The sequence below is a fragment of the Pseudomonas artemisiae genome (assembly GCF_057128685.1).
Window position 1 is genome coordinate 117,586 of record NZ_JBSKHS010000005.1, and the last position, 25,995, is coordinate 143,580.

A 25,995-nucleotide genomic window follows, 5' to 3' on the forward strand; every position below is an offset into this window, starting at 1 on the left:
TTAGCGGCTTTGTGAAGCCGCCCATGCAGGCGGGCGGCGATAACACCTCAGCCGATCTCCCGGCGGAACGGAGGCAACGCATCCAGGATAGCCTTGCCGTAACGCTGAGTGACCACGCGGCGATCCAGCAAGGTGATCATGCCGCGGTCCTGCTCGGTGCGCAGCAACCGACCGCAGGCCTGGATCAGCCGCAAGGAGGCATCTGGCACCGCGATTTCCATGAACGGGTTGCCGCCACGGGCCTCGATCCATTCCGCCAGCGCCGCTTCTACCGGATCGTCTGGCACCGCAAAGGGAATCTTGGCGATGACCACATGCTCGCAGTAGGCCCCTGGCAGGTCCACGCCTTCGGCGAAGCTCGCCAGGCCGAACAGCACGCTACTCTCGCCGCCATCCACGCGAGCCTTGTGCTTATTAAGGGTTTCCTGCTTGGACAGGTTGCCTTGGATAAACACCTGGCGGCGCCATTCGCGGTCGAGGCCGTCGAATACGTCCTGCATCTGCCGCCGGGACGAAAACAGCACCAGTGAGCCGCGTGAACCCTCCACCAAGCCTGGCAGGTCGCGGATGATCGCCGCGGTATGGGCCGGCGCGTCCCGCGGGTCGGCGCGTAGGTCTGGCACCCGCAACACGCCGGCGTCGGCATGGTGAAAAGGGCTGGGAACAACGGCAGTGACCGCGTCGCGTGGCAGCCCGGCGCGCATGCGGAAACGATCGAAACGCCCAAGCGCGGTCAGGGTGGCAGACGTAACCAGGGCGCCAAAAGCGACATTCCAGAGGTTGCGCCGCAGCATCTCCGCCGCAAGAATCGGGCTGGCGTTGACTTCCAGGTCGTGCATCGAGCCGACTTCCACCAGGGTAAGCCAGCGGGCCATGGGCGGGCTGCCTTCGGGATCTTCAGCGGTAAAGGCCACCCATAACTCCCAACTACCTTGGGCGCGGGCCAGCAGGCTGCCGAACAGGGGGTACCACTCCTCGGCCTGGTGGCTGGCGATGCCGATGTTCTTCTCCCCTTCCATGCCTTCCTTGAGCAGTTCGGCCAGGCGGGTATAGAGGTCGGTCAGGCGGGCAAAGCCTTGTTTGAGCTCAGCACCCATCTCGCGAATATGCTCTGGCACCACACCAGCGACAAAGCGATGCCGCGGCCGCTCGCGCCCTTCCATGTCCTCGCCAGGGCGAAAATCGGCCAGTTGCTCGCAGGCGCCGAACATAAACTGCAACTGGGCCTTAAGCTCGCGGGCCAGCTCTGGCACTTGCTCGATCAACTTGCCCAGGTCACCGGGCAGCGGGTGCTGAGCCAACAGCTTGGTGAGGTTGCGGGCGGTTTGCTCCAGCCAGTCGGCGGTGGAGCGCAACCGGGTAAAGTGGGCGAAGTGGCCGATGGCTTTATCCGGCAGGTGATGGCCTTCGTCGAAGACGTACAGGGTGTCCCTGGGGTCGGGCAGCACGGCCCCGCCACCGAGGGCGAGGTCGGCCAGTACCATGTCATGGTTAGTGACGATCACGTCGACCTTGCCCATGCCTTCCCGCGCTCGATAGAACGCGCACTGCTGGAAGTTCGGGCAGTGGCGGTTGGTGCACTGGCTATGGTCGGTGGTCAGCCGGGCCCAGGTAGGGTCTTCCAAGGCTTCTGGCCAGCTATCACGGTCCCCGTCCCAGCGGTTGCCCGCCAGCTTTTCGATCATCTTGGTAAACAGCTTGAGGCTGGCTTCGTCCACGTCAATGGAAAAGCCTTCGTCTTCGAACAACTGTGCGGTTGCGTTCTGCGCCTGCCCTTCTTGCAGCAAGGCATCCAGCTTGGACAGGCACAGGTAGCGACCCCGGCCCTTGGCCAAGGCGAAGCTGAAGTTCAGGCCTGCGTTACGCATGATGTCGGGCAGGTCTTTATGGACGATCTGTTCTTGCAGCGCGACCGTGGCGGTGGCGATAACCAAGCGCTTGCCCGCGGCCTTGGCCACGGGAATGGCCGCCAGGCTGTAGGCAACCGTTTTACCGGTACCGGTGCCGGCCTCAACGGCGACCACAGCCGGGTCACCCGTGCGCCTGCCCTCTTCGTCGCAGGGCACCGCGCCCAAGGCCCTGGCTACTTCAGCGATCATCAGCCGCTGACCATAACGGGCTTTTAACCCCTTGGCTTCGAGAAAACGGCTATACGCGCCCTGGATAGAGGATTTGAGTTCAGTGCTAAGCATGTGGCCCGAGCGCCCAAAAGGGCTGGATGGATTATCAGTGTTTCAGGAAGGTCGCTATCATACCCCCTATTACCAAAGGCGCCGAACGAAACCCCGATGAACTCCATAACTTTTCTTTACGGTAGCACGCTGGCGGCCTTGGGCTGCTGCCTGGCGTTGGGGGCTAGCGCTGCGAATACCGGTCACCTGCCCAGGGCCCGGCGGGCATGCGGCGTGGCTTGGGCGTGTCTAGGCGCGCTGGTGCTGTGTACGGTAATGGAGTTCAAGGCCCGTTACCCTGGCCTGGAAACAGCGCCTCGGCTTGCGCAATGGCAGATTGGGGCAACGGTGGCCGCCGGTGCACTGCTGGCACGGGTCAGCCTGCTGCGCCTGAATGAGTTGCAGCAGGCTCGCGATGCCGGGGAAACCCGCTTGGCGGCGCGCCTGGAAAGAAATGTGCGCTTGCAACTTATAGCGGCTGGGGCTCTGTTAGTAGGCACGGTGGTGATGTTTCATTTGCTGTAGAAGCCAGTAACGCTGACGAACCGTGCGTCATGGGTTGCCTGTGTCGTATCTTCGCGAGCTTGTGCTCGCCCCTACGAGTGGCTATCCCCGTCGCGCTTGCGCTTGTTGCCCATGCGCACGCCGATGTCCATCAGGAATTGGAAAAACCCTTCCTGGTCTTCCAGCACATTGCTCCAGAACGGAGAGTGATACAGCGCAACCGCGCCATGCACCAAGGCCCACGCGGCGCAATAGTGGAAATACGGTGGTACGTCTTCAAGCTTGCCTTCGTCGATACGGCCCTTGATCAGCTGGGTCAGCCGGTCAAAGTTCGAAGCGCGTATGCTATGCAATTCGGTAACCAGTTCGGGTACCTGGCTGCCCTTGACCACTTTTTCTTCCAAGCGATCAAACAGTCGATAACGCTGCGGGTCGCGCATGCGAAACTCGAAGTACGCCCGGGACAAGGCTTCTTTGTCACGGTCCAGGTCCGAGGACTGTAACAAGGTATTCAGGTCCCGCTCATAATCGAGCATCAGGCGCAGGTAAATTTCCGCCTTGGACTTAAAGTGCTTGTAAATCGTCCCTTTGCCGATGCCCACGGCATCGGCGATCATTTCCACCGTAACGCTGTCCTCGCCCTGTTCCAGAAACAGCTTGAGGGCCGTGTCGAGGATTTCCTGTTCCCTACGGCGAAATTCGCGGACCTTTCGAGGTTCTTTTTGCATACACGGACCGGGCTCAATCGAAGCGGGTATTATGCCTAATTGGCGTCAAATTGCACGGATCAACCACATATGTCCAGGTTTTTAGAGGAATTCCCCCAGGCCCCAGGCCTGTTGTACCTCAACCATGCGGCGGTGTCGCCATGGCCCAAGCGCAGCGCTGACGCCGTGGCGCGTTTTGCCCAAGAGAACGTCCTCACCGGGGCCCGAGACTACCCCGACTGGCTACAGGTAGAGCAACGTTTGCGCGAGCGCTTGCAGCGGTTGCTCAACGCCGCGTCCAGCGACGATATCGCCTTGGTGAAAAATACCTCCGAGGCGCTGTCCTTCGTGGCGTTCGGGCTTGAATGGAAAACGGGCGACCAAGTGGTCATCAGCGATGAAGAGTTCCCGTCCAACCGGATCGTCTGGGAAGCACTGGCCCCCCAGGGCGTAGACGTGATCAAGGTCAGCTTGGCGGGTGAAGACCCTGAAGCCGCCCTGCTGGCCGCCTGTGGCCCGCGCACCCGGTTGATGGCTATCAGCGCCGTGCAATATGCCAGCGGCCTGAAGATGGACTTGGTCAAGCTGGGCCAAGGCTGCCGCGAGCTGGATGTCTTGTTTTGCGTGGATGCCATTCAGCACTTAGGGGCCGCCCCTTTCGATGTGCAGGCTTATGAATGCGACTTCGCCATGGCCGACGGCCATAAGTGGATGCTGGGCCCTGAAGGCCTGGGCGTGTTCTATTGTCGCCCTGAGCTTCGCCCTCACCTGCGGTTGCAGGAATTTGGCTGGCACATGCTCGAACACATGGGCGATTACACCCGTGAAAGCTGGGAGCCAGCCCATAGCGCTCGGCGCTTTGAGTGCGGTAGCCCAAATATTTTAGGCACCATGGCGCTGGAAGCCAGCCTCGGCCTGCTTGAAGAAGTCGGCATGGCCCAAGTGGCGCAACTGATCGAAGAGCGGGTCGTACAACTGATCGAAGGTATCGAACAGATACCTGGCGCGCGCATTCATTCGCCGCTGTCGCCAGAACGCAGGGCCGGTATCTTGTCCTTCAGCGTGGCCGGCAAGGATAGCCTGGCGTTGCATAAGGCCCTGATGGCCGCTGGCGTGGTTTGCATACCTCGGGGCAAGGGCGTGCGGCTTTCACCGCATTTCTATACCAGCGATCAAACGATCGCTCAAGCCTTGGAGGTTATTCGCCAACTGAGCGTATAAGGCTTCAAAGCCTTCGTGTTGATTCCAAAACTGTTTAAAAAGTGATCACACTCTCAGTGGAAGAATAGCCAGGCTGGCCAATACTGAAAATGTCGATACACCATACCCCCCAAGTGGCGTTTCGATAAAGGTGCCCACGAACCGCGCACCTTTGTTTTACTCCTAATGGTCTTAACCCGGCTCCCCTAAAGGCCGGGTTTTTTTTGGCCTGTGTTCAGGCCCTTGAAAGCGGGAACAGGCGGCGGAAGTTGGCGGTGGTCTGGGCCGCGAAGGCGTCGAAGGCCTCGCCACGTAGCTGAGCCAGGAAGGCGGCCACTTCGTACACGTACTGCGGCAGATTGGGCTTGCCCCGGTAGGGAATAGGCGCCAAATAGGGCGAGTCGGTTTCGACCAGCAAGCGATCGGCTGGCACCTGCCGCGCGACCTCGCGCAGTGCCTCGGCATTACGGAAGGTCACGATGCCAGAGAGCGAAATATAGAACCCCAAGTCCAGGGCTGCCTTGGCCATGGCCCAATCCTCGGTGAAACAATGCAGCACCCCGCCTTGGGGCAGCGCCGCCTCGCGCAGCAATGCCAAGGTATCGGCCTGGGCTGCCCGGGTATGTACAATCACCGGCTTGCCCGTGGCGCCGGCGGCCTCCAGGTGCAACCGGAACGAGGCTTTCTGCTGCTCGGCGGTCTCCGGCTCGTAGTGGTAGTCCAGGCCGGTTTCGCCAATGGCCACCACCCGCGGGTGGTCCAGTTCACCTAACAGCCAGCCCAGGCTTGGCATACCCTCAGGGCTGACGTCCAGCGGGTGAATCCCTACCGAACACTCCACATCGGTATAGCGCTCTGCCAGTTCGCGCACGGCCTGGGCATTATTGGCACTGACTCCGATGCAGAGAAAATGGCCTACGCCTCTAGCGCGTGCCGCCTCCAGGGCGGCGTCCAGGGAACCGCCGTGGGCGCTCAGGTCAAGGCGGTCAAGGTGGCAGTGAGAATCGATAAGCAGTGGTGCGTTGGAGGTCATGGGCATCTACATGGTATGAGTCGGCCGGTCCGACTTGAGCGCACCGGCAAGGTAGGTCTCGATCTTGTTGCGCGCGGTGGCGTCACCGTCATTGAACTGAACGCCAACACCGGCGGCGCGGTTGCCCTGGGCGCCGCGAGGGGTAATCCATGCGACCTTGCCCGCCACCGGGATTTTCTCGGGTTCATCCATCAAGTTGAGCAGCATGAACAGCTCGTCGCCTAATCGATAGCTCTTGGCGGTGGGAATGAACAATCCACCATTTTTGATAAAGGGCATATAGGCCGCATACAGTACTGCCTTGTCCTTGATGGTCAGCGACAGAATACCGCTGCGCGGACCCGGAGCGATCGGCTGGTTCATGGATCATCCTTACTGCCAGAAGAACACCGGTTAACCCTGACTGGGCAATGCCAACCAAGACACAAGCAAGGTTTCGAGTAACAACACCCGGTTGAGGTTCGCTTTGCTCATCACCATCTGGCGGTGCTGCAACAGCCAGTCCTGCACCGCCACTACCTTGCCGATGGGGGCCTTCTGCGCAAGGTATTGCAACACCTTGCGCATATCGTTCAAGCCTAGGGCGCTTTCATCTTGCGTCAACTGGAACCGCAGCACCCGCTGTGACCAGTCACAAAACCAATCGAACAGCCAGATCAACGGCAGGGCGTTCCAGCTTTCCGCCAGTTGGGTAGGGCTTTGCTGTTGCTTAAGCAGCCGCTTGACCCCTTCGACCACCTGTGCCCGCTGAGCCAGCGCATCTTGCTCGTGCAGCGCTCTGGCGGCAAGGGGAGAGCCTTGGGCGAGGGCCAGCAAGTCTGCCTGAGCCTCGGCAGCAGTGCCGGGCAGCATTTGGGCCAGCCACTGGGCAGCCTCGGCGGGCGTGGGCAAGGGGCAAGGTTGCCGCACACAACGGCTGCTGAGGGTCGGCAACAGGCGGCTGGGTTGATGGCTCACCAACAGCAATACGGTATTGCCGGAGGGCTCTTCCAGGCTTTTGAGCAACGCGTTGGAGGCATTGAGGTTCATGGCCTCTACCGGCTCGATCAGCACCACCTTGCGCCCGCCCAACTGGGCGGTTTGGCCCACGAACTCAACCAGCCGCCGAACCTGGTCTACCAGGATGGCCTTGTCGGCTTCTTCGGGTTGGAGCACAAAGTTGTCCGGGTGGCTGCCAGCATTCAACAACAGGCAGCTTTTACACCCACCACAGGGGTCGGTGCCAGGCACTTGGCACAACAACAATGCCATTAGCCGTTCGGCCAGTGCCCGTTTGCCGATCCCCTGAGGGCCATGCAACAGGTAGGCGTGAGCATGCTCCCGGCGGCCGCTGAACTGCTGCCAGAGCGCGGTTTGCCAGGGGTACAGCTCAGCCACGGGCAAGCTCCAGCCACTGCGGCAGGCTTTGCCCAAGGTGCGCTTGAACCTGCGCCAAGGGCTGGCTGGCGTCGATGATGCGGTAACGCTGCGGAGCCGCCTCGGCCCGCGCCAGGTACGCGCCGCGTACGGCCTCAAAGAAGCCTCGCGGCTCCTGCTCGAACCGGTCCAGGCGCCCGCGGGCAGCGGCGCGGGCCAGGCCGGTTTCCACGGGCAGGTCGAAGATCAAGGTAAGGTGTGGCCGAAGCGTGCCTTGTACGAACGCCTCCAGCTCGGCGATTCGCGTCAGGGCCACGCCTCGGCCGCCGCCTTGATAGGCGTAGGTGGCGTCGGTAAATCGATCGCACAATACAATCGCCCCCCTGGCCAATGCCGGGCGAATCACCTGCTCGATATGCTGGGCCCTGGCGGCGAACATCAACAATAGCTCGGTATCCACGGCCATGGGCTCGTCGCTGGGCGCCAGCAGCAGCTCGCGAATCCGCTCGGCCAGGGGGGTACCGCCAGGCTCACGGGTCAACTGCACGTCCAGGCCCGCGCTGCGCAGACGGTCGGCGATGAAGTCCCGGTTGGTGCTTTTGCCGGCACCCTCCGGGCCTTCCAGGGTAATGAACAAACCGCTCACTCAGGTACTCCTCATGGTTGTTGCGGCGCCTGCTCGGGGGTTGCCGGTGCAACAGGCGCATCAGGGGCCTCGGGTTCAGGCGTGGGCCCAGGGCTGGAGCGGTAATCGGCGCGGCGTTTGAGTTGGTACTGGCGCACCGCGCGGTTGTGGGCGTCGATATCGTCCGAGAACACGTGGCTGCCGTCGCCCTTGGCAACGAAGTACAGGCTGCTGCCGGAGGCAGGGTTAAGCGCGGCGCGGATGGCTTCGCGACCCACGATGGAAATCGGCGTGGGCGGCAAGCCAGCGTTCAGATACGTATTGTACGGGCTTGCCTCGCGCAGGTCGGCGCGGGTGATGCGCCCGGTATAACGCTCGCCCATGCCATAGATCACCGTCGGGTCGGTTTGCAGCAACATGCCCGCGGCAAGCCTGCGCACGAACACCCCAGCGATCTCCCCACGCTCTTGAGGCACGCCGGTTTCCTTCTCGATCAAGGAGGCCATGATCAGCGCCTGGTAGGGTTCGCTGTAAGGCAGGTTGTCGGCCTTGGCTCGCCACTCTTGGGCGAGCACCGCGTCCAGACGGGCATAGGCTTGCTCCAGTAGCTGAAGGTCGGTCATACCTTTGACGTAACTGTAGGTATCAGGGAAAAACCGCCCTTCAGGGAACACGCCAGGGTGGCCGATCTTGGCCATCACGTCCTCATCGCTCAGGCCTGCCAGGGTTTGCTTGAGCTTTTCCTGGCGCTCCAAGGTGGCTCGTACTTGCCGGAAGGTCCAGCCCTCGACCAGGGTCAGGTTGTATTGCACGACCTCCCCGCGCTGCCAGAGGCTCAGCAACTGGCGCAAGGTGGTGTTGGGCTCTACTCGATACTCCCCGGTATGCAAGGCTTGGCCTTCAAGATTGAAGCGCCAATACAGGCGTGCCCAGAACGCGCCATACAGAGCACCCTGATCTTCAAGCCGATTGAGCATACCCCCTGGAGACGCGCCTGAGGGGACGTCTACCAGCGTATCGGCCGGGACGGTTATGGGCTGCTCCAGCACCGCATGAATGCGCCATGCCACTGCCCCTATCGACAACGCGGCCAGCAGCAGCAGGGTTTGAAGCAAAAGCAGAAATTTGCGTAGCACCGTCAGATATCCAGAAGTTCGCAGGCCAAGCGCTGAAGTTTACGGGTGTGAGGGCCTACCGGCCAAGCCAGTTCGCCGCACCGGCGTACGGGCCAAATGCCATAAACGCTGTTGCACAAAAACACCTCAGAGGCTGCTTCCAGGTAGGCCATTGACACCTCCATGACCCGTACCGGCTGCCCCTGCGCGGCCTGCCGTGCCAAGAGCTCCGCACGCAGGGTGCCCGCTACGCCGCAACGGCTAAGGTCGGGGGTGCAGAGCACGCCATCCTTGACCAGAAACAGATTGCTGAATACCCCTTCGACCACCCGCCCCTGGGTATCGCGCATCAACCCCTCGGCCAGTTCGGTACCTTCCCACTCCGCCCGCGCCATTACTTGCTCAAGCCGGTTCAGGTGCTTGAGTCCGGCAAGCGCCGGCTGCTCGGCAAGCCGCGTGGCGCAAGGATAAAGCGCCACGCCTTCGGATTGCCGTTCAGCGGGATACTGGGGCAGTGGCCCGCCCATCAGAACGCGCCGGGCGGGTGCGTTAGGGTCCGGCGTGTAGCCGCGGGCGCTGTCGCCACGGGTGACCAGCAGCTTGAGCACGCCCTGCCCTAACTCGGCGGCATAGGCGGCGAGCTCTTGTTCGAGCTGAGCCTGGTCGAGGTTCACGCCTAGCCGCTGGCACCCAAGCCGCAAGCGCTCCAGGTGGCGGTGCACAAGGGTAAGCCTGCCGCCCTTTACGCGAATGGTTTCAAACAGCCCATCGCCGTAGGCCAGGCCACGATTGCTCACGTCTACCGTGGCGCTGGGGCTGCCATCGACCCAAGCGTCCATTACTCGCTGAACCGACGAAACACCAAAGAGCCGTTGGTCCCACCAAAGCCAAAGGAGTTGGACAGCACCACGTCAATGGGCATCCGCCGGGCTTCATGGGGCACGAAGTCCAGGTCGCAATCGTCGTCGGGCTCATCCAGGTTGATGGTTGGCGGCGCGATCTGGTCACGGATCGCCAACACGCTGAAAATAGCCTCGACCGCGCCCGCGGCGCCGAGCAAGTGGCCGGTCATGGACTTGGTGGAGCTTACGGCAAGCGAATGGGCATGCTCGCCGAACACTGACTTGATGGCGCGTACTTCGGCCAGGTCCCCCGCCGAGGTAGAGGTGCCATGGGCATTGATGTACTGCACGTCGCTCGGTGCGACGTTGGCGTCCTTGAGGGCATTGACCATGCAGCGGGCAGCGCCGGCACCGTCTTCAGGCGGCGAGGTCATATGGAAGGCGTCGCCACTGGTGCCAAACCCTATCAGCTCGGCATAGATACGCGCGCCTCGGGCCCGTGCGTACTCGAACTCTTCGAGTACCAGAGCACCCGCGCCATCGGACAGCACGAAGCCATCCCGGCCCTTGTCCCACGGGCGGCTGGCCCGAGTGGGTTCGTCGTTGCGCGTTGACAGTGCCCTGGCCGCGCCAAAACCACCCATGCCAAGGCCGCAGGCCGCCATTTCCGCACCACCCGCGATCATTACATCGGCTTCGCCATAGGCGATGTTACGGGCCGCCATGCCAATGCAGTGGGTACCGGTGGTGCATGCGGTGGAGATGGCGTAGTTCGGCCCCTGGATACCCAAGTGAATGGACAGAAAGCCGGAAATCATATTGATGATCGAACCCGGCACGAAGAACGGCGAAATCCGCCGTGGGCCTTGGTCGTGCAAGGTATGGCAGGTGTCTTCGATGTTGGTCAGGCCGCCAATGCCGGAGCCCATGGCCACACCGATACGCTCACGATTAGCGTCAGTGATGTCCAGACCCGCGTCGCGCACGGCCTGAAAGCCTGCGGCCAAACCGTACTGAATGAACAGATCGAGCTTGCGCGCCTCTTTGGGCGACAAGTATTGCGCCACATCGAAATTTTTGACTGAGCCACCAAAACGGGTGGAAAACGCTGACAAATCCGTGTGTTCGATCGGACCGATGCCGCTTTGGCCGGCCAGAATGCCCTGCCAGGTGCCAGGTACGTCAACGCCCAGGGGCGAGAGCATGCCCATTCCAGTGACCACGACGCGTCTACGCGACACAGTGTTCTCCTTAATACTTTGTTTCAACCTCTTGCCTCATTAAAGAAAAAACCGCACGCCTTTGAGGCAGTGCGGTTTCTCCTAAACAAGAAGCGTCGAGTACGACAATCAGGCCTGGTGGGTAGTGACGTAGTCGATAGCAGCCTGAACGGTGGTGATTTTTTCGGCTTCTTCGTCTGGAATTTCGGTTTCGAATTCTTCTTCCAGCGCCATTACCAACTCGACGGTGTCAAGAGAATCGGCGCCCAGGTCTTCGACGAAGCTCGCCGTGTTGACCACTTCTTCCTCTTTGACGCCCAGTTGCTCGGCAACAATTTTCTTGACGCGTTCTTCGATGGTGCTCATACCTAGTTTTCACTCCTAGTGGATAGTCTGGCAACTGGCCGGTGAGTAAGTTTATAGGAAGGACCCCGCATTTCAAGCAGAATGCGTACCCCCACTGAACGCCGGCCAGCGACCTCTATAATTTGGATGCAGCTTTATAACGGATTTTCGGCCGCTACGTATGACATTTTTTCTGTAACGCCCTATTGAGCTGGGTCACATGTACATGCCGCCGTTCACGGGAACGGTAGCGCCGGTGACGTAAGCCGCGCCGTCGGAGGCCAGGAAGCCTACCACCTTGGCGATTTCCTCAGCCTGACCCAAACGGCCCAGGGGGATCTGAGTCAATAGGCCTTCACGCTGCGCTTCAGGCAGCTCACGAGTCATGTCGGTGTCGATGAAGCCTGGCGTAACCGAGTTGACCGTGATGCCCCGCGACCCGACTTCACGCGCCAGAGCACGGCTGAAGCCTTCTAGGCCTGCCTTGGCCGCGGCGTAGTTTACTTGCCCAGCGTTGCCCATGGCACCCACCACCGAGCCGATACTGATAATCCGCCCCCAACGCGCCTTGGTCATGCCACGCAACACAGCCTTGGACAGGCGGAACAGACTGTTCAGGTTGGTATCGACCACGTCGAACCACTCGTCGTCTTTCATGCGTAGCATCAGGTTGTCACGGGTAATACCGGCGTTATTCACCAGAATCGCCGGCGCGCCGAAGCGTTCGGTGATGGCAGCCAGAGCGGCGGCGACGGATTCGTCGTTGCACACATTAAGCTCAAGGCCCAGGCCTTCAATGCCGTGTTCTTTCAGGGTGGCGCTGATGCGCTCCGCGCCTGACGCGCTGGTTGCGGTGCCGATTACCACAGCACCCTGGCGGCCGAGTTCCAGGGCGATCGCCTGGCCAATGCCACGACTGGCACCGGTCACCAGTGCCACTTTACCTTGCAGGCTCATGCCAGCTTCTCCTGTTTCAGGCCAAGGCCGCGCGGGCGGCGGCAAAGGCTTCGGGTGTATCTAGATTGAAAGTCTCGATGCCATCCGCGCAGCGCTTGTTCAGCCCGGACAACACCTTGCCAGGGCCGCACTCAACCAAACGATGGGCACCCTGCTGTGCCAGCAAGGCTACGGATTCGACCCAGCGTACCGGCATGTACAACTGTGCCAGCAGGTTCTGCTTGAGGTCGTCCAGGCTCGCAGGCACGGTAGCGGTAACGTTCTGCACCACAGGGACAGTGGGTGCCCGCCAGGCAATGGCTGCCACGGCCTCGGCAAAACGCTCGGCGGCAGGCTTCATTAGCGCGCAGTGGGAGGGTACGCTCACCGGCAGCGGCATGGCGCGCTTGGCGCCCTTGGCCTTGCACGCCTCGATGGCGCGCTCGACGGCCGCCTTGGCGCCCGCGATCACCACCTGGCCTGGGGAGTTGAAGTTCACCGCGCTTACCACTTCGCCATTGGCCGCTTCGGCACAGGCAGCGATCACGTCTTCGTCCTTCAGGCCTAAAATCGCGGCCATGCCGCCCTGCCCGGCTGGCACGGCGTCTTGCATCAATTGACCACGGCGCTCGACCAGGCCCACGGCATCGGCCAGGCCAAGGCTACCGGCGGCTACCAGCGCGCTGTACTCACCCAGGCTGTGACCGGCCACATAAGCCGGGGCTTCGCCGCCCTCGGACTGCCACAGGCGCCACAGGGCCACGGACGCGGCAAGAATGGCAGGCTGGGTTTTGTCGGTCTGGTTCAGCTGTTCGGCTGGCCCCTGCTGGGTCAAGGCCCACAGGTCATAGCCAAGCGCCTCGGACGCTTCCTTGAAGGCCTCGCCAATCAGGGGGTGCTGCTTTGCTTGATCGGCAAGCATACCCACGGCCTGGGAGCCTTGCCCGGGAAAGACGAATGCGAGGGATGCAGACATTGAACACGCCCTTATTAATGCTGTGGTCGAAAATGCCCTGGCCAGGCCAGGAACGAAAACCCAGTGTTGGATGGTAGCCGAAACCGGCCGGTCACATTCTACCCTCATGCCCAGGTAGCGAGGGCAGCTTAGTGGCCAGGCCAAGGCTCAGCTGGCGCGGGAGATCGTCCGCCACCTGCCGCCGAGCCCGTTCTATGGCCACTTGCAGGCCTTGCGCGCCTGCAGCGCCATGGCTTTTTACGACAATGCCTTGCAGGCCCACGAAGCTGGCGCCGTTATGCCGTGCCGGCACGAGCTCCTCGCGCAACCGCCGCAGCACGGGCAGGGCCACCAAACCCGCAAGGCGCGCAACCAGCCCACCGCAGAATTGAGCTTCGATGCGCTCACCGATCATGCTGGCCAACCCTTCGCTGGCCTTGAGCAGTACATTGCCCACGAAGCCGTCGCATACCACCACGTCAGCTTCGCCGCGGTACAGGCCGTCACCCTCTACAAACCCGATGTAGTTGAGTTGCGCCGCCTCCAGAAGAACCGCGGCAGCCTTGACCTGCTGGTTGCCCTTGATGTCCTCGGTACCCACATTCAGTAGCGCTACCCGAGGACGCGAAACGCCCTGGGCCTCAGCCACCACCACGCCCATCAAGGCGAACTGGTACAGGTGCTCGGCGGTGCAGTCCACGTTGGCCCCCAAATCCAGCAGCTGGCAATGCCCTGTACGGGTAGGAATGGCGGCCACCATGGCAGGGCGGTCCACCCCCGGCAGGGTTTTGAGCACATGCCTGGACAACGCCATAAGCGCCCCGGTGTTACCTGCGCTAACCACTGCCTGCACCTTGCGGTCCCGTAGCGCTTGCAATGCCACGCGCATGGAGGCGTCAGGTTTGCCGCGCAGGGCCTGGGCCGGTTTATCGCTCATGTCGATGACCTCGGACGCCGGCATGACGGACAGCCGTGAGCGGTCGACACCCGGATGGGCCGCGAGCAGGTGTTCAAGGGGGGTGGGCTGCCCTACCAGGGCCAGGTGCAACGAGGGGTGTTCAGACAGGCAGGCCACACAGGCCTGAACAATGCCGCGGGGACCGAAGTCCCCGCCCATTGCGTCGATCGCGATGATCTGAGCGGACAAGGATTACTCGTCAGCGCCCTTGTCGATCACTTTGCGGCCACGGTAAACGCCTTCTGGCGAAACGTGGTGGCGCAGGTGAACTTCGCCAGTGGTTTTTTCCACGGACAGTGCGTTCGGCTCGAGTGCGTCGTGCGAACGGCGCATGTCGCGGGCAGAGCGGGATTTTTTGTTCTGCTGAACAGCCATAATTGATTAACTCCTAAACGTTTGGGTCACGCTTTAACTGCGCCAATACACTGAACGGGTTGGACCGCGTTACCTCGTCCTCGCTCGGCTCGGGCTCTTCGAGACCGGCCGGCTGCTGGCATTCTTCCGGATGATGAGCGGGAATGATCGGCAAGGCGAGCAACAGCTCATCCTCGACTACACCCCGCAGATCCAAAGGATCTTCGCCCAGTTCCAGCACGTCATAACCTTTCGGTAACGATTGGGTATTCGCACCCTCCTTCACCACCGCGTACGTACACTCGCTGTGGATCGGAAGGGTGACCAGCTCAAGACAGCGCTGGCAAACCATCTTCACTTCGACATCCAGATGGCTGTGAATGACCACAGCATGATCTTCGTCTCGCTTGAAGATGAATTTACCCTGGACGGTACCGATATCATCGGCAAGTACGTCGCAAAGTCTCTCCAAACTGGCAAGTGGCAGGCTACCTTCCAAGGTAGCGCCGCGATCGGCCAATTTGCGCGGGTCAACGTGAGGTGGAATCGGGTCATTCAACATAGGCGCGACATTCTAGGGATGCCCCCTGGTTGTGTCAAAGGAAATTCGGCCGTCGGCAACCCAACGGCACGGGCGTAGAATTACGGGCTTTCATCAGGAGAAGCCACCCATGCGGCCATTGATTCTAGCCTCCAGCTCACCCTACCGGCAGGCCCTGCTCAGCCGCCTGGGCGTGCCTTTCACCGCTCACGCGCCCGCCATCGACGAGCAACGCCAAGCTCAGGAAACCGCCCTGGCCCTGGTATTGCGCCTGGCGCAAGCCAAAGCCCGTGCACTGACCAAGCATTACCCCGGCCACTTGATCATAGGCTCGGACCAAGTGGCGGTGCTGGTGCGCAGCGGTAATGAGCAGGTGCTAGGCAAGCCTGGTGGCTTCGAGCAGGCCCGCGCACAGCTCACGGCATGCAGCGGCCAGCGCGTGACCTTTCTGACCGGCCTTGCCCTGCTCGATACCGCCACGGGCGAGTGCCAAGTGGACGCTGTACCCTTTACGGTGACCCTGCGCCTGCTTGATACCGCTACCATCGAACGCTACCTGCGCGCCGAGCAGCCCTACGATTGCGCTGGCAGCTTCAAGGCTGAAGGCCTGGGCGTTAGCCTGTTCGAAAGCACCGAAGGCCCGGACGCCACCAGCCTGGTAGGCCTGCCGCTGATTCGGCTGGTGACCATGCTGGCGGCGGCGGGCATCCCGGTGCCGTAAAGCGTTAGCGCAGCGTCGGCCCGGCAAAGCCCATCCACAGGGCCATTTCGCTGGCAACGCTGGCGCCCAGTTTCTTGGAGAAGCGGTCCAATGGCGATTGCTCCACGGTGAATTCCACCAGGTCCTTCGCACCGATCACTTCCCGGGCCACATAGCTGCTGCTGGCCAGGCCGTCGATCAAGCCCAATTGCAATGCCTGCTCACCCGACCAGATCAGCCCGGAGAACAGCTCAGGGTGTTCTTTATCCTTGAGCCGCTCGCCTCGGCCGGCTTTGACCTGGGCAATGAACTGGCGGTGAGTGGTGTCCAGCACGCCCTGCCAGAATTGGGTTTCAGATTCCTTGGCCGGCTGGAAGGGATCGAGGAACGCCTTATGTTCGCCCGAGCTATACGGGCGGCGCTCCACGCCGAGTTTTTCCATGGTGCCCACAAAGCCATACCCCGCGGCGGTTACGCCGATAGAACCCACCAGGCTGGCTTTGTCGGCATAGATCTCGTCCGCGGCACTGGCGATGTAATAGGCGCCCGAAGCGCCGAGGTCGGCGATCACGGCATATACCTTCACATCGGGGTGCAAGCCACGCAGGCGACGGATCTCGTCGTACACATAACCAGACTGCACCGGGCTGCCACCTGGGCTATTGATGCGCATGACCACACCCTTGACCTTGGGGTCGTCGAAGGCCGCCCGCAGGCTGGTAACGATGTTATCGGCACTGGCCTCTTCCTTGTCAGCGATCACGCCTTTTACATCGATCAACGCCGTGTAGCTACCTGCTTTGCCAGCACCCTTTTCCAGCTTGCCCCAAGGCGCGAACAGAAAAAGCATGCCGAGCAGGTAAAGAAAGGTCAGGCACTTGAAGAAAATCCCCCAGCGCCGTGCCCTGCGTTGTTCTTGCACACTGGCTAGCAGGGTTTTTTCCAAGAGTTTCCAGCTGCGGTCGTCTTCCGAGCGCCCAGGGCGGTCTTCGGCGGACGGGGCTTTCCATTGATCTGACATCTGGTTACTCACCTTTTGCTAAGGGCGATTCACCTGGCTGCAGCCAGGCGGTCAATTGCGTGAAACGGTCCACCGCCAATACCGGTTCGTAGGCCATCAGCGCCGACAACTCGATGGCGCCGTAGCCAACCGCCACGCAGGGCATGCCAGCATTGCGCGCCATTTGCAGGTCAAACGCCGAATCCCCAATCATCAGGGCGCGCGGCGCGCTCACTTCACAATGGGCCAGGATTTCTTCGAGCATCAAGGGGTGTGGCTTGCTGCGGGTTTCATCGGCGGCGCGGGTGATGTCGAAGAAGGTTTCCAAACCATGGGCCTTCAATACCCGATCCAGGCCGCGGCGCGCCTTGCCCGTGGCCACGGCCAGGCGATAACCCACCCGCCTAAAAGCCTCCAAGCCTTCGCGCGCACCCGGGAACAGCGGCGATGGCGTAGCTTCCAAGGCAATGTAACGCTCAGCATAGCGCTCTCGGAACGCTATCACCTGCCGCTCACTCAAGTCGGGGTAAAGCGACAGGATCGCCTCTGGCAAACCCAGCCCAATGATGCCTTTTACCTGGGTGGCACTTCTGGGCGGCAAGCTTGAGCCCACGGCGGCATCCTGCATGGCATCGACAATCCGGCCAATGGAGTCAGCCAGGGTGCCATCCCAGTCGAAGATCAGCAGGTCATAATCAGGCACTGGCCAGGCGCTCCACGGCAGCGGACCAGAGTTCGTCCACCGGCGCCTCGACGCTCAACGGGCTGCCGTCGGGCAAGGTCAACGACAAGGCATAGGCATGCAGGAACAGCCGCTTGCCGCCCAGGTCGCGCAGCTCACGGGTAAAGGTTTCGTCGCCGTACTTGGCGTCCCCCGCGATGCAATGGCCGGCGTGCAGGGCATGCACGCGTATCTGATGGGTACGGCCTGTCACCGGGCGCGCCTCCACCAGCGTGGCGAAGTCCCCGAACCGGCGCAGCACCTTGAACATCGTCAGCGCCTCCTTGCCTTCCGGGTTCACTTCGACCATCCGTTCGCCCGAGCGCAGGTTGCTCTTGAGCAGCGGCGCGTTGACCTGCTTGGTGCGGGTAGGCCAATGGCCGCGCACCAGGGCCATGTAGCGCTTGTCCACGCCATCGCCACGCAGGGCTTCGTGAAGGTGGCGCAACATGCTGCGCTTCTTGGCGATCATCAACAGGCCGGAGGTGTCCCGGTCTAGCCGGTGAACCAGTTCCAGCTCCTTGGCGTCCGGGCGCAACTGGCGGAAAGCCTCGATTACGCCGAAACTAAGGCCACTGCCGCCATGTACGGCGATGCCCGCTGGCTTATTGAGGATGATCAGGCCTTTGTCTTCGTAGACGATGGCCGCTTCCAGGCGCTGCAACAAGCCTTGGGCGACGGGCACTGGCGCGTCACGCTCGGGCAGCCTCAAGGGCGGCACGCGGACGACATCCCCGGCTTGAAGCTTGTATTCCGGTTTGATCCGGCCTTTATTAACGCGAACTTCACCCTTGCGCAGGATGCGGTATACCAGCGTGCGTGGTACACCCTTTAATGCGGTAATAAGAAAATTGTCGATGCGTTGGCCGGCAAGTTCCGGCGCAACTTCAAGCAACTGAACGCCTGAAGTTGGAGGAGAGGTCGTGGTCATGGCGCGGATAATATCAATTTTTCAGCCATTTGAAGCACTTAATGTTTGCTGCTATAGTCCCGAGCGCCGCCATAAGCGGCTGGGGAGTGACAGACGGTAAACGACCGCCGCTTACCCAGTGTATTCAGAGAGGACGCGAGGCCGTCCGACGGGGTTTTCACCACGCGGCAACCCGGTATTCGCGCAGGGCGCGGCCGGGCATGAACGAGTCGAGCAGTATCGGGGCGGTATTATCAGGCCCTGTTGTTCGAACCCTGCGGCTATTACATCAGCGCAGCCGTTGAGCCAGGTATTGGTGAAGGCTTCGGAAATACAAGCCTTAGTTTTTAGCGTGCGACTGCCATCAGGCGTCGTGATAAATGCCAACCCGTTGCGGATTCAGCGCGCGGCAGCACCCGAATTATCAGGGATACGTGTAGGGTGGAGATGCACAGGTAGCGTGCCGTAAGGCACCGCGTAGATGCCCAGCCGGGCGTCCGCGGCAAACGCCTGATTCCTCCTCCTGACTGAGTGCTTTTGACACCACACAAAGGCAGGACGCGTTGCCAAGGCGCAGGCTCGAACAAGCCTGGCCACTGGCGGGGAAGCCCAGGCTTCCCTCGCACCTGAACACCGACCGTGAGAAGTCGTGTGTGCCGAACGCCGTTTCCGGCAGCCCGGAAACCGACGGTACTACATGAAAAGAATGCTGATTAACGCAACTCAACCCGAAGAGTTGCGTGTTGCCCTGGTAGATGGCCAGCGGCTCTATGACCTGGATATCGAATCCGGTGCCCGAGAGCAAAAGAAAGCCAACATCTACAAAGGTCGCATTACCCGTATCGAGCCCAGCCTTGAAGCCGCCTTCGTGGACTTCGGCTCCGAACGCCACGGCTTCCTGCCGCTCAAGGAAATCTCCCGCGAATACTTCAAGAAGGCCCCCGAAGGCCGGGTCAACATCAAGGAAGTATTAAACGAAGGCCAGGAAGTCATCGTTCAGGTCGAGAAAGAAGAGCGTGGCAACAAAGGCGCGGCCCTGACCACCTTCATCAGCCTGGCTGGCCGTTACCTGGTATTGATGCCCAATAACCCCCGCGCCGGTGGTATTTCGCGGCGGATCGAAGGCGAAGAGCGCAACGAATTGCGCGAAGCCTTGAATGGTCTGGTGGCACCGGCCGACATGGGCCTGATCGTGCGCACCGCGGGCCTGGGCCGCAGCAGCGAGGAAATGCAGTGGGACCTCGACTACCTGCTGCAACTGTGGACCGCCATTAAAGAAGCCTCCCTGGACCGCTCCGCGCCCTTCCTGATCTACCAGGAAAGCAACGTTATCATTCGCGCCATCCGTGACTACCTGCGCCAGGACATCGGCGAAGTTTTGATCGATAGCGTGGAAGCGCAGGAAGAGGCCCTCACCTTCATCCGCCAGGTGATGCCGCAGTACGCCAGCAAGATCAAACTGTACGAAGACAGCGTACCGCTGTTCAACCGTTTCCAGATCGAAAGCCAGATTGAAACCGCCTTCCAGCGCGTGGTCGAGCTGCCGTCCGGTGGCTCCATCGTCATCGACCCGACCGAAGCCCTGGTATCCATCGACATCAACTCCGCCCGGGCGACCAAGGGTAGTGATATCGAAGAAACCGCCCTGCAAACCAACTTGGAAGCGGCTGAAGAGATCGCTCGCCAGCTGCGCTTGCGTGATATCGGCGGCCTGATCGTGATCGACTTCATCGACATGACCCCGGCCAAGAACCAGCGCGCCGTGGAAGAAAAGGTCCGCGAAAGCCTGGAAGCCGACCGTGCCCGCGTGCAGGTTGGCCGCATCTCCCGCTTCGGCCTGCTGGAAATGTCCCGCCAGCGCCTGCGCCCATCCCTGGGTGAAAGCAGCGGTATCGTTTGCCCGCGCTGCAGCGGCACCGGCATCATCCGCGACGTGGAATCCTTGTCGCTAGCGATCCTGCGGCTGATCGAGGAAGAAGCCCTCAAGGACCGTACCGCCGAAGTACGTGCGCAAGTACCGATCCCGGTAGCAGCCTTCCTGCTCAACGAGAAGCGCAACTCCATCACCAAGATCGAGCTGCGTACCCGTGCGCGAATCATCATCTTGCCGAACGACCACCTGGAAACGCCACATTTCGAAGTGCAGCGCTTGCGCGACGATAACCCTGAAGTGCTAAGCGCCCAGTCCAGCTACGAAATCGCCGCCGCCGAAACCGAAGAAGTACAACCCGTTGCCGCTACCCGCACGCTGGTTCGCCAGGAAGCGGCAGTGAAAACCGCCCCAGCCCGTGCTAACGCTCCCATGCCCGCCTCCGAAGAGCCCGTGCCGGCACAAGCTCCGCAGCCAAGCGCCGCACCGGCTACCGCCGAGCCAAGCCTGTTTAAGGGCCTGGTGAAATCCTTGGTTAGCCTGTTCGCCGGCAACAAGGAAGAACGCGCCCCAGTTGCCCCTGCCGCCGCCGCCGCGCCGAAACCGGCTACCGAGCGCACTAGCCGTAATGAAGAACGCCGTAACGGCCGCCAACAAAGCCGCAACCGTAATGGCCGTCGTGACGAAGAGCGTAAGCCGCGCGAAGAGCGGGCTTCCCGTGAAGACCGCGCCAACCGTGAAGAGCGCGCTCCACGCGAAGCCCGCGAGGACGCACCGGTGGCCCGTGAGGAACGCGCCCCGCGCCAGCCTCGGGAAGCCCGTGCGCCCCGGGAGGACCGTCGCCCCAGGGAAGATCGCCCGGTACGCGAGCTGCGTGAACCCCTGGACGCCCCCGTTCAAGCCCGTGAAGAACGCCAGCCTCGTGAAGAGCGCACTGAGCGCCCTGCCCGCGAAGAGCGTGCACCGCGTGAAGAACGCGTAGCACGTGAAGAACGTGCGCCACGCGAGGAACGCGCACCGCGTGAAGAACGCGTAGCCCGTGAGGAACGCGCGCCTCGCGAAGACCGCGCACCCCGCGAGGAACGTGTTGTTCGCGAAGAGCGCCAGCCCCGTCCGCCACGTGAAGAGCTGCCACAGGAAGAGGCCGAAAGCGCTGAAGAAGCCCTGCTCAACGATGAACAGCACGATGATAACCAGGAAGGCAATGAGGGCGAGCGCCCACGTCGTCGCTCCCGTGGCCAGCGTCGTCGCAGCAACCGCCGTGAGCGTCAGCGTGATGCCAATGGCGACCTGATCGGCGGTGAAGGTGACGAAGCCGAGACTGGAACCGATACCGATATCGATAACGGCACCGAAGCTGGCGAAACTTCCACCTCTGCTGAATCCGCCGCGCCCGTAGCCCTGGCCACGGCCGCCATCGCAGCCGCTAGCGGCGTGGCCAGCAGCGCCGATGCCCATATGGACCAGGGCTCAACCGCGGAAGGTGCCATCACCCCTGCCGCTGAGGCCCAGGCCCATGAGCAGGCTGAAGCCGCGACCGCTAGCGTAGCACCAACGCAAGTAACCGCCGCGCCGGAAATCGTCGCGACTCCAGTGGACCAGGCAGCGTCTATCGTGCCCGAGCCGTTGGAGCGTTTGGCCGAGCCGCTCGCCGTAGAAGCTGTCCCAGACCCCCTGCCTGAGCCCACCGTGGCTCCGATAGTGGAGCAACCTGTGCAGCAGGTGGATGTTCCCGCCGCCACTGAAGCCGCGGAGTTGCCAGTAGCGCCCGTGGTCGAGCAGCCTGTGCATAGCCCGGCAGCAGCCGAGCCCGTGCAAGCACCTACCGAGCCTCAGGCCGCCTTCACCGAGGCTACGCCGGCCAGCGACATACCAGAGGCCCCGGCACCGGCGCCTGTGACATTGGCGAACGGCCGCGCGCCCAACGACCCACGTGAAGTGCGCCGTCGCAAGCGCGAAGCCGAACTGGCCGCCGCCGCCGCCCGTGAAGCCGAGGAGGCCGCCCGCTTGACCAACGCCAATGCGCTGGCCCAGGTCGAAGCACCGGTGGACGTGGCCGTGCAGGCACCGATCGTGGTGGAACCCGCCGAGATCGAGCCTCACGCTCAGCTAATGTCGATAGCCGAACCGGTGTCCGAACCGGTATCTGAGCACGGCGCTGAACAGGTCGCCGCGCCTATCCTTGATGAGAACGTGCGCAGCGCTGCTGAAGTGGCTGCTCAGGTGGATGAAACCGAGGAGCAGAACAAGACGCCCAAGCCTCTGGCCTAAGCCTCTGAAATGAAAAAGCCCCTGTCATCTAACGGTGACAGGGGCTTTTTTATGGTCGAGAACGTTAAGGCCGTGCTGTGTAGTTATGCTCGCACCAGGTCCTCAGGCAGGTCTACGTCACGCAGGATCCCAGGGTCCTCTACCTCTACCTGATGAACTGGCCCCTCTTGCAATAAACGTCGCCCGCCTTGATCGCCGCTCAGCGCGGTCAGGGCTGAGCCGTAACGGGCGCCAAACCCTACCGGGTGCCCCCATTGGCCTGCGTAGGTCGGCACGCAGGCCCGGTCAGGGGCCATGGCTGCCGCAACCTTGGCGAGGGTACTGGGCTGCACCCAAGGCATATCCCCCAAAGCCACCAGCCAGCCGCAGGCATGAGGACGCGCGCGCGCGGCAGCCCTTAGGCTATCACCCATGCCAGCGGTCGTGATCAGTTGTACGTCAAAGCCATACCGGGCGCCTAGCGCTTGCAGGGCTTGCGACCCCTCTCGAACCACTAGCAAGCGTTCGCCAGCCCAACCCTCAAAGGCTAAAAGCGCCTGTTCCAATACCGGCCGCTCGAGGCCATCAAGGCCTTTGCAAGGGGCCATAAGCTTATCGGTGCCGGTGGCCTGGGCGTAACGACGACCGAAGCCTGCGCCCAGCACAATCGCGCAGGGGTGGCTCACAGGGCTCGGTTCTTTAGCGCTACCACTTCTGCCATCAGTGAAAGGGCGATTTCAGCCGGGGTATGGCTGCCAATGGGTAAACCGATTGGGCCATGCAGGCGTGCCAGGGCCGATGGGCTTAGACCCAGGCTCGCCAAGTTGTGCTTGCGCTTTTCACTGTTTACCCGTGAACCCAATGCCCCTACATAGAAGGCTTGGGAATCCAGGGCGGTGAGCAGGGCCATATCGTCCAGGCGCGGGTCGTGGGTCAATGCCACGATCGCGGTGCGCGCATCCGGGCCGATGGCCAGCACCGCGTCGTCGGGCATCCCAGCGACAAACCGCCCATGCTCCGGGCGCCAGCCTTGGGTAAATTCGGTACGGGGGTCACACACCAGCACTTCGAAATCCAACAGCCTGGCTAGCTCGGCCACGTAACGAGACAACTGCCCGGCGCCGATCAGCAGCAGCCGCCAGCGGGGGCCATAAAGGGTGCGCAGGCACTGGCCATCGAAACAATGGGTAGCATCGGCGCTGGCACTGCTCAGGGTCACGGTACCCGTGGTCAGGTCCAGGTCTCGGGCCACGATCTGTTGCTGGGCACAGCGTTCGAGCAGGTCGTCGATCCAGCTTAGGTCACCGACCCATTCTTCGGTCAGGCGCAAAGTGCCACCACAGGGTAGGCCGAAACGGGCGGCCTCCTCCACCGTAATGCCGTAGGTGACCAACTGGACCTCTTTACCCTCACGCCGCAGGCGCCCGTCGTGTAAACGGGCGATGAGGTCGTCTTCGATGCAGCCACCGGAGACTGAACCGCTGACCACCCCGTCGTCGCGCAGCGCCAGCATGGCGCCTGGCGGCCGCGGGGCGCTGCCCCAGGTTTGCACCACGGTGTACAGCACGACGGTGCGCCCCTCACCGACCCACGCCTGTAGGTCGCGCAATACGCCAAGATCGACGCTATCCATTGGTTGCTTCTCCGCTGATGCTGGCTGGCCCTTGGCCAAGCCCCTGCATCGGACGGCAAGCGCACGCCAGGGTTCACGCCGCCGGCAGTAGATTCGGCTCCATTTCTAGCGCAACCCCAAAGCGGGCTTGGATATCGGCCTGAATATCCTGGGCCAAGGCAAGGATTTGCGCCCCGGTAGCGGCGCCGTAGTTCACCAGCACCAAGGCCTGGTCTTTATGCACAGCCGCGTCACCCCGCCGGTACCCTCTCCAACCGGCCTGGTCGATCAGCCAGCCTGCCGCTACCTTGGCCTGGCCATCGGCCTGCGGGTAAGCCACCAGTGCTGGCCAACGATCGCGCAATACTGCCGCCTGCTCTGCGCTTACCAGGGGGTTTTTGAAAAAGCTGCCGGCGTTACCCAGGGCCGACGGGTCTGGCAGTTTTTCACGACGAATGTCACAAATGGCTTGGCTCACGTCCAGGGCGCTGGGGTGTTCTACGCCCTTCTGAGCCAGGCGTTGGCGCACTGGGCCATACTCCAGATGCAAAGGCGCCTGGGTGCTGAGCCAGAACCTTACGCGCAGAATGACCCAGCGCCCCGGTTGCTGTTTGAAGAGGCTGTCGCGGTAGCCGAAGCGGCAGGCGCCCAGGCCTATATCGACGATTTGATCAGTGTGCCGGTCCAAGGCGGTTAGCCCGGCAAAGAGGTCTTTGATTTCTACCCCATAAGCACCAACGTTTTGCACCGGCGAAGCACCGACCGTTCCTGGTATCAGGCTAAGGTTCTCCATGCCACCCAGGCCATGCTCTAGGGTCCAGCACACGAATGGGTGCCAGGGCTCGCCCGCTTCGGCCTCTACCAGCACACGGCTGCCCTCGCGGCTGAGTATACGTCGCCCAAGGCCACCCATCCGGATCACCAGCCCGGGCAGGTTGCCCACCAATAACACGTTGCTGCCCCCGCCCAGCAGTTGCACTTCCAGATCGTGGGCGCTGGCATGGGCCAGGGCCGCGATCAGTTGCGGGTCGTCGGTTACCTCAGCGAAGTGGGCCGCCTGGGCCTCTACGCCAAAGGTGTTAAAGGGCTTGAGCGACACACCCTGTTGAATCAACGGCGTCATCCCGCCTCCAGTAGGCGCCGTACCCGCTCCAGGTCTTCGGGCGTATCGACCCCTGGCGGCAGGGCCACCGGGGCATCGGCCACATGAATGCGCTCTCCATGCCACAAGGCACGAAGCTGCTCCAGGGATTCGGTTTTTTCCAGCCAGCACGGGCCCCACTGCACGAAATCGCGTAAAAAGCCGGCCCGGTAGGCGTAGATACCGATATGCCTGCGATAAGGAACACCCTCGGGCAGACTGCCTGGGTGCTGAGCCAGCGCGTCACGGGCCCATGGCAAGGGCGCGCGGCTGAAGGTCAGCGCCAAGCCGTTCAAGTCGGCTACGACCTTCACCACGTTGGGGTTGAACAGGTGCTGTGCGTCGGTCAGCGGTTCGCAAAGGGTGGCCATGCGCGCCTGGGAGTTTATGCCCAGGTTAGCAGCAACCAGGTCGATGACCTGGGGGGGGATCAGCGGCTCGTCACCTTGAACGTTCACCACAATGGCGTCGTCGGCCAGGCCAAGGGCTACTGCTACTTCCGCCAGCCTATCGGTACCGGACTCATGGTCGGCGCGGGTCATCACGGCCTCGGCGCCAAAGCCTGTACAAGCCGCCTGGATGCGCGCATCGTCCGTAGCGACCACCACACGGGCCGCCCCGCTGCGGCGAGCCTGGTTCCACACATGCTCGATCATAGGCTTGCCTGCAATCATTTGCAGGGGTTTACCCGGAAAGCGCGTGGAGCCATAGCGCGCGGGAATCACTACGGTAAACGCTGCGGTCATTTATCCAGGCGCTCGTCATCGGTCAGGGTACGGGCTTCGCTTTCCAGCATCACCGGAATGCCATCGCGAATGGGATAGGCCACGCCAGCGCCCTTGCTGATCAGTTCGGTTTTGTCTTCGCTGAGCTTAAGGGGGCCCTTGCACAGGGGGCAGGCAAGAATGTCGAGCAGTTTGGTATCCATG

General features: G+C 62.0%; 27 protein-coding genes. 4 read left to right on the plus strand and 23 right to left on the minus strand.

What is annotated here, in order from left to right; genetic code table 11:
- Positions 1-47 precede the first annotated feature (47 nt).
- Positions 48-2,192, minus strand: coding sequence for an ATP-dependent DNA helicase DinG (dinG, locus tag ACWKV4_RS08070; RefSeq protein ID WP_483831561.1), 2,145 nt, complete (start codon positions 2,190-2,192; stop codon positions 48-50).
- A 96-nt stretch (positions 2,193-2,288) separates the two neighbouring features.
- Between dinG and ACWKV4_RS08075 the strand changes: the two genes are divergently transcribed.
- The gene (locus ACWKV4_RS08075; RefSeq protein WP_483831562.1) at positions 2,289-2,696 is read left to right on the plus strand and encodes a hypothetical protein; all 408 of its coding nucleotides are present in this window, start codon (positions 2,289-2,291) and stop codon (positions 2,694-2,696) included.
- Between the two features lie 71 nt (positions 2,697-2,767).
- Here the strand turns inward: ACWKV4_RS08075 and ACWKV4_RS08080 are convergent, their stop codons facing one another.
- Positions 2,768-3,403 (minus strand): TetR/AcrR family transcriptional regulator, encoded by a 636-nt coding sequence (locus tag ACWKV4_RS08080; protein WP_483831563.1) that lies wholly within the window; start codon positions 3,401-3,403, stop codon positions 2,768-2,770.
- A 69-nt stretch (positions 3,404-3,472) separates the two neighbouring features.
- Here ACWKV4_RS08080 and ACWKV4_RS08085 point away from each other — a divergent pair, with 69 nt between their 5' ends.
- A complete protein-coding gene (locus ACWKV4_RS08085) occupies positions 3,473-4,603 on the plus strand; it encodes an aminotransferase class V-fold PLP-dependent enzyme (protein ID WP_483831564.1) in 1,131 nt (376 codons plus the stop codon).
- Positions 4,604-4,817: 214 nt separating this feature from the next.
- Here the strand turns inward: ACWKV4_RS08085 and ACWKV4_RS08090 are convergent, their stop codons facing one another.
- The 13 genes from ACWKV4_RS08090 to ACWKV4_RS08150 form a co-directional block, all read right to left on the minus strand.
- A complete protein-coding gene (locus ACWKV4_RS08090; RefSeq protein WP_483831725.1) occupies positions 4,818-5,597 on the minus strand; it encodes a TatD family hydrolase in 780 nt (259 codons plus the stop codon).
- Positions 5,598-5,621: 24 nt separating this feature from the next.
- Positions 5,622-5,978 carry a PilZ domain-containing protein gene (locus tag ACWKV4_RS08095; protein WP_483831565.1) on the minus strand — a complete coding sequence of 119 codons (357 nt, stop codon included), beginning with the start codon at positions 5,976-5,978 and terminating at the stop codon, positions 5,622-5,624.
- Between the two features lie 30 nt (positions 5,979-6,008).
- On the minus strand, positions 6,009-6,992 hold the full coding sequence (locus ACWKV4_RS08100; RefSeq protein WP_483831566.1) for a DNA polymerase III subunit delta': 984 nt from the start codon (positions 6,990-6,992) through the stop codon (positions 6,009-6,011).
- Positions 6,985-7,617, minus strand: coding sequence for a dTMP kinase (gene tmk / locus ACWKV4_RS08105; protein WP_483831567.1), 633 nt, complete (start codon positions 7,615-7,617; stop codon positions 6,985-6,987). The genes ACWKV4_RS08100 and tmk overlap by 8 nt, the downstream gene beginning before the upstream one ends.
- Before the next feature lie 11 nt (positions 7,618-7,628).
- Entirely contained in the window at positions 7,629-8,732 is a 1,104-nt protein-coding gene (mltG, locus tag ACWKV4_RS08110) for an endolytic transglycosylase MltG (protein WP_483831568.1), read from the minus strand.
- Positions 8,733-8,734: 2 nt separating this feature from the next.
- Positions 8,735-9,550, minus strand: a complete 816-nt coding sequence (gene pabC, locus ACWKV4_RS08115) for an aminodeoxychorismate lyase (RefSeq protein ID WP_483831569.1) — start codon at positions 9,548-9,550, stop codon at positions 8,735-8,737.
- Positions 9,550-10,794 carry a beta-ketoacyl-ACP synthase II gene (fabF, locus tag ACWKV4_RS08120; protein ID WP_483831570.1) on the minus strand — a complete coding sequence of 415 codons (1,245 nt, stop codon included), beginning with the start codon at positions 10,792-10,794 and terminating at the stop codon, positions 9,550-9,552. Before fabF ends, pabC begins: the two co-directional genes overlap by 1 nt.
- Positions 10,795-10,902: 108 nt before the next feature.
- Positions 10,903-11,139, minus strand: a complete 237-nt coding sequence (gene acpP / locus ACWKV4_RS08125; RefSeq protein ID WP_077047035.1) for an acyl carrier protein — start codon at positions 11,137-11,139, stop codon at positions 10,903-10,905.
- 195 nt (positions 11,140-11,334) lie between these two features.
- Positions 11,335-12,075, minus strand: a complete 741-nt coding sequence (gene fabG, locus ACWKV4_RS08130; protein ID WP_483831571.1) for a 3-oxoacyl-ACP reductase FabG — start codon at positions 12,073-12,075, stop codon at positions 11,335-11,337.
- A gap of 16 nt (positions 12,076-12,091) precedes the next feature.
- Positions 12,092-13,030: an ACP S-malonyltransferase gene (fabD, locus tag ACWKV4_RS08135; protein ID WP_483831572.1), complete on the minus strand. Its 939-nt coding sequence runs from the start codon at positions 13,028-13,030 to the stop codon at positions 12,092-12,094.
- 91 nt (positions 13,031-13,121) lie between these two features.
- Entirely contained in the window at positions 13,122-14,156 is a 1,035-nt protein-coding gene (gene plsX / locus ACWKV4_RS08140) for a phosphate acyltransferase PlsX (protein WP_483831573.1), read from the minus strand.
- A 3-nt stretch (positions 14,157-14,159) separates the two neighbouring features.
- Positions 14,160-14,342 carry a 50S ribosomal protein L32 gene (gene rpmF, locus ACWKV4_RS08145; RefSeq protein ID WP_168081858.1) on the minus strand — a complete coding sequence of 61 codons (183 nt, stop codon included), beginning with the start codon at positions 14,340-14,342 and terminating at the stop codon, positions 14,160-14,162.
- A gap of 13 nt (positions 14,343-14,355) precedes the next feature.
- Positions 14,356-14,883 carry a YceD family protein gene (locus ACWKV4_RS08150; RefSeq protein WP_483831574.1) on the minus strand — a complete coding sequence of 176 codons (528 nt, stop codon included), beginning with the start codon at positions 14,881-14,883 and terminating at the stop codon, positions 14,356-14,358.
- 109 nt (positions 14,884-14,992) lie between these two features.
- On the opposite strand from ACWKV4_RS08150, the gene ACWKV4_RS08155 reads away from it, so the two are divergent.
- A complete protein-coding gene (locus tag ACWKV4_RS08155; RefSeq protein WP_483831575.1) occupies positions 14,993-15,583 on the plus strand; it encodes a Maf family protein in 591 nt (196 codons plus the stop codon).
- Positions 15,584-15,587: 4 nt separating this feature from the next.
- On the opposite strand, the gene ACWKV4_RS08160 is transcribed toward ACWKV4_RS08155, so the two are convergent.
- The 3 genes from ACWKV4_RS08160 to rluC are packed head-to-tail and all read right to left on the minus strand — an operon-like array spanning position 15,588 to position 18,214.
- A complete protein-coding gene (locus ACWKV4_RS08160) occupies positions 15,588-16,583 on the minus strand; it encodes a S49 family peptidase (RefSeq protein WP_483831576.1) in 996 nt (331 codons plus the stop codon).
- A 4-nt stretch (positions 16,584-16,587) separates the two neighbouring features.
- The gene (locus tag ACWKV4_RS08165) at positions 16,588-17,265 is read right to left on the minus strand and encodes an HAD-IA family hydrolase (RefSeq protein ID WP_483831577.1); all 678 of its coding nucleotides are present in this window, start codon (positions 17,263-17,265) and stop codon (positions 16,588-16,590) included.
- Positions 17,258-18,214 carry a 23S rRNA pseudouridine(955/2504/2580) synthase RluC gene (gene rluC, locus ACWKV4_RS08170; protein ID WP_483831578.1) on the minus strand — a complete coding sequence of 319 codons (957 nt, stop codon included), beginning with the start codon at positions 18,212-18,214 and terminating at the stop codon, positions 17,258-17,260. The genes ACWKV4_RS08165 and rluC overlap by 8 nt, the downstream gene beginning before the upstream one ends.
- Positions 18,215-18,890: 676 nt before the next feature.
- Here rluC and rne point away from each other — a divergent pair.
- Positions 18,891-22,334 carry a ribonuclease E gene (gene rne, locus ACWKV4_RS08175; RefSeq protein ID WP_483831579.1) on the plus strand — a complete coding sequence of 1,148 codons (3,444 nt, stop codon included), beginning with the start codon at positions 18,891-18,893 and terminating at the stop codon, positions 22,332-22,334.
- An 83-nt stretch (positions 22,335-22,417) separates the two neighbouring features.
- Here rne and ACWKV4_RS08180 read toward each other — a convergent pair whose 3' ends face one another.
- The 5 genes from ACWKV4_RS08180 to ACWKV4_RS08200 form a co-directional block, all read right to left on the minus strand.
- Positions 22,418-22,999 (minus strand): nucleotidyltransferase family protein, encoded by a 582-nt coding sequence (locus ACWKV4_RS08180; protein ID WP_483831580.1) that lies wholly within the window; start codon positions 22,997-22,999, stop codon positions 22,418-22,420.
- The gene (locus ACWKV4_RS08185) at positions 22,996-23,946 is read right to left on the minus strand and encodes an XdhC family protein (RefSeq protein ID WP_483831581.1); all 951 of its coding nucleotides are present in this window, start codon (positions 23,944-23,946) and stop codon (positions 22,996-22,998) included. The genes ACWKV4_RS08180 and ACWKV4_RS08185 overlap by 4 nt, the downstream gene beginning before the upstream one ends.
- A gap of 73 nt (positions 23,947-24,019) precedes the next feature.
- Positions 24,020-25,048 (minus strand): UDP-N-acetylmuramate dehydrogenase, encoded by a 1,029-nt coding sequence (murB, locus tag ACWKV4_RS08190; protein ID WP_483831582.1) that lies wholly within the window; start codon positions 25,046-25,048, stop codon positions 24,020-24,022.
- Entirely contained in the window at positions 25,045-25,812 is a 768-nt protein-coding gene (gene kdsB, locus ACWKV4_RS08195) for a 3-deoxy-manno-octulosonate cytidylyltransferase (protein ID WP_483831583.1), read from the minus strand. Before kdsB ends, murB begins: the two co-directional genes overlap by 4 nt.
- On the minus strand, positions 25,809-25,994 hold the full coding sequence (locus ACWKV4_RS08200; RefSeq protein WP_483831584.1) for a Trm112 family protein: 186 nt from the start codon (positions 25,992-25,994) through the stop codon (positions 25,809-25,811). The genes kdsB and ACWKV4_RS08200 overlap by 4 nt, the downstream gene beginning before the upstream one ends.
- Position 25,995 lies beyond the last annotated feature (1 nt).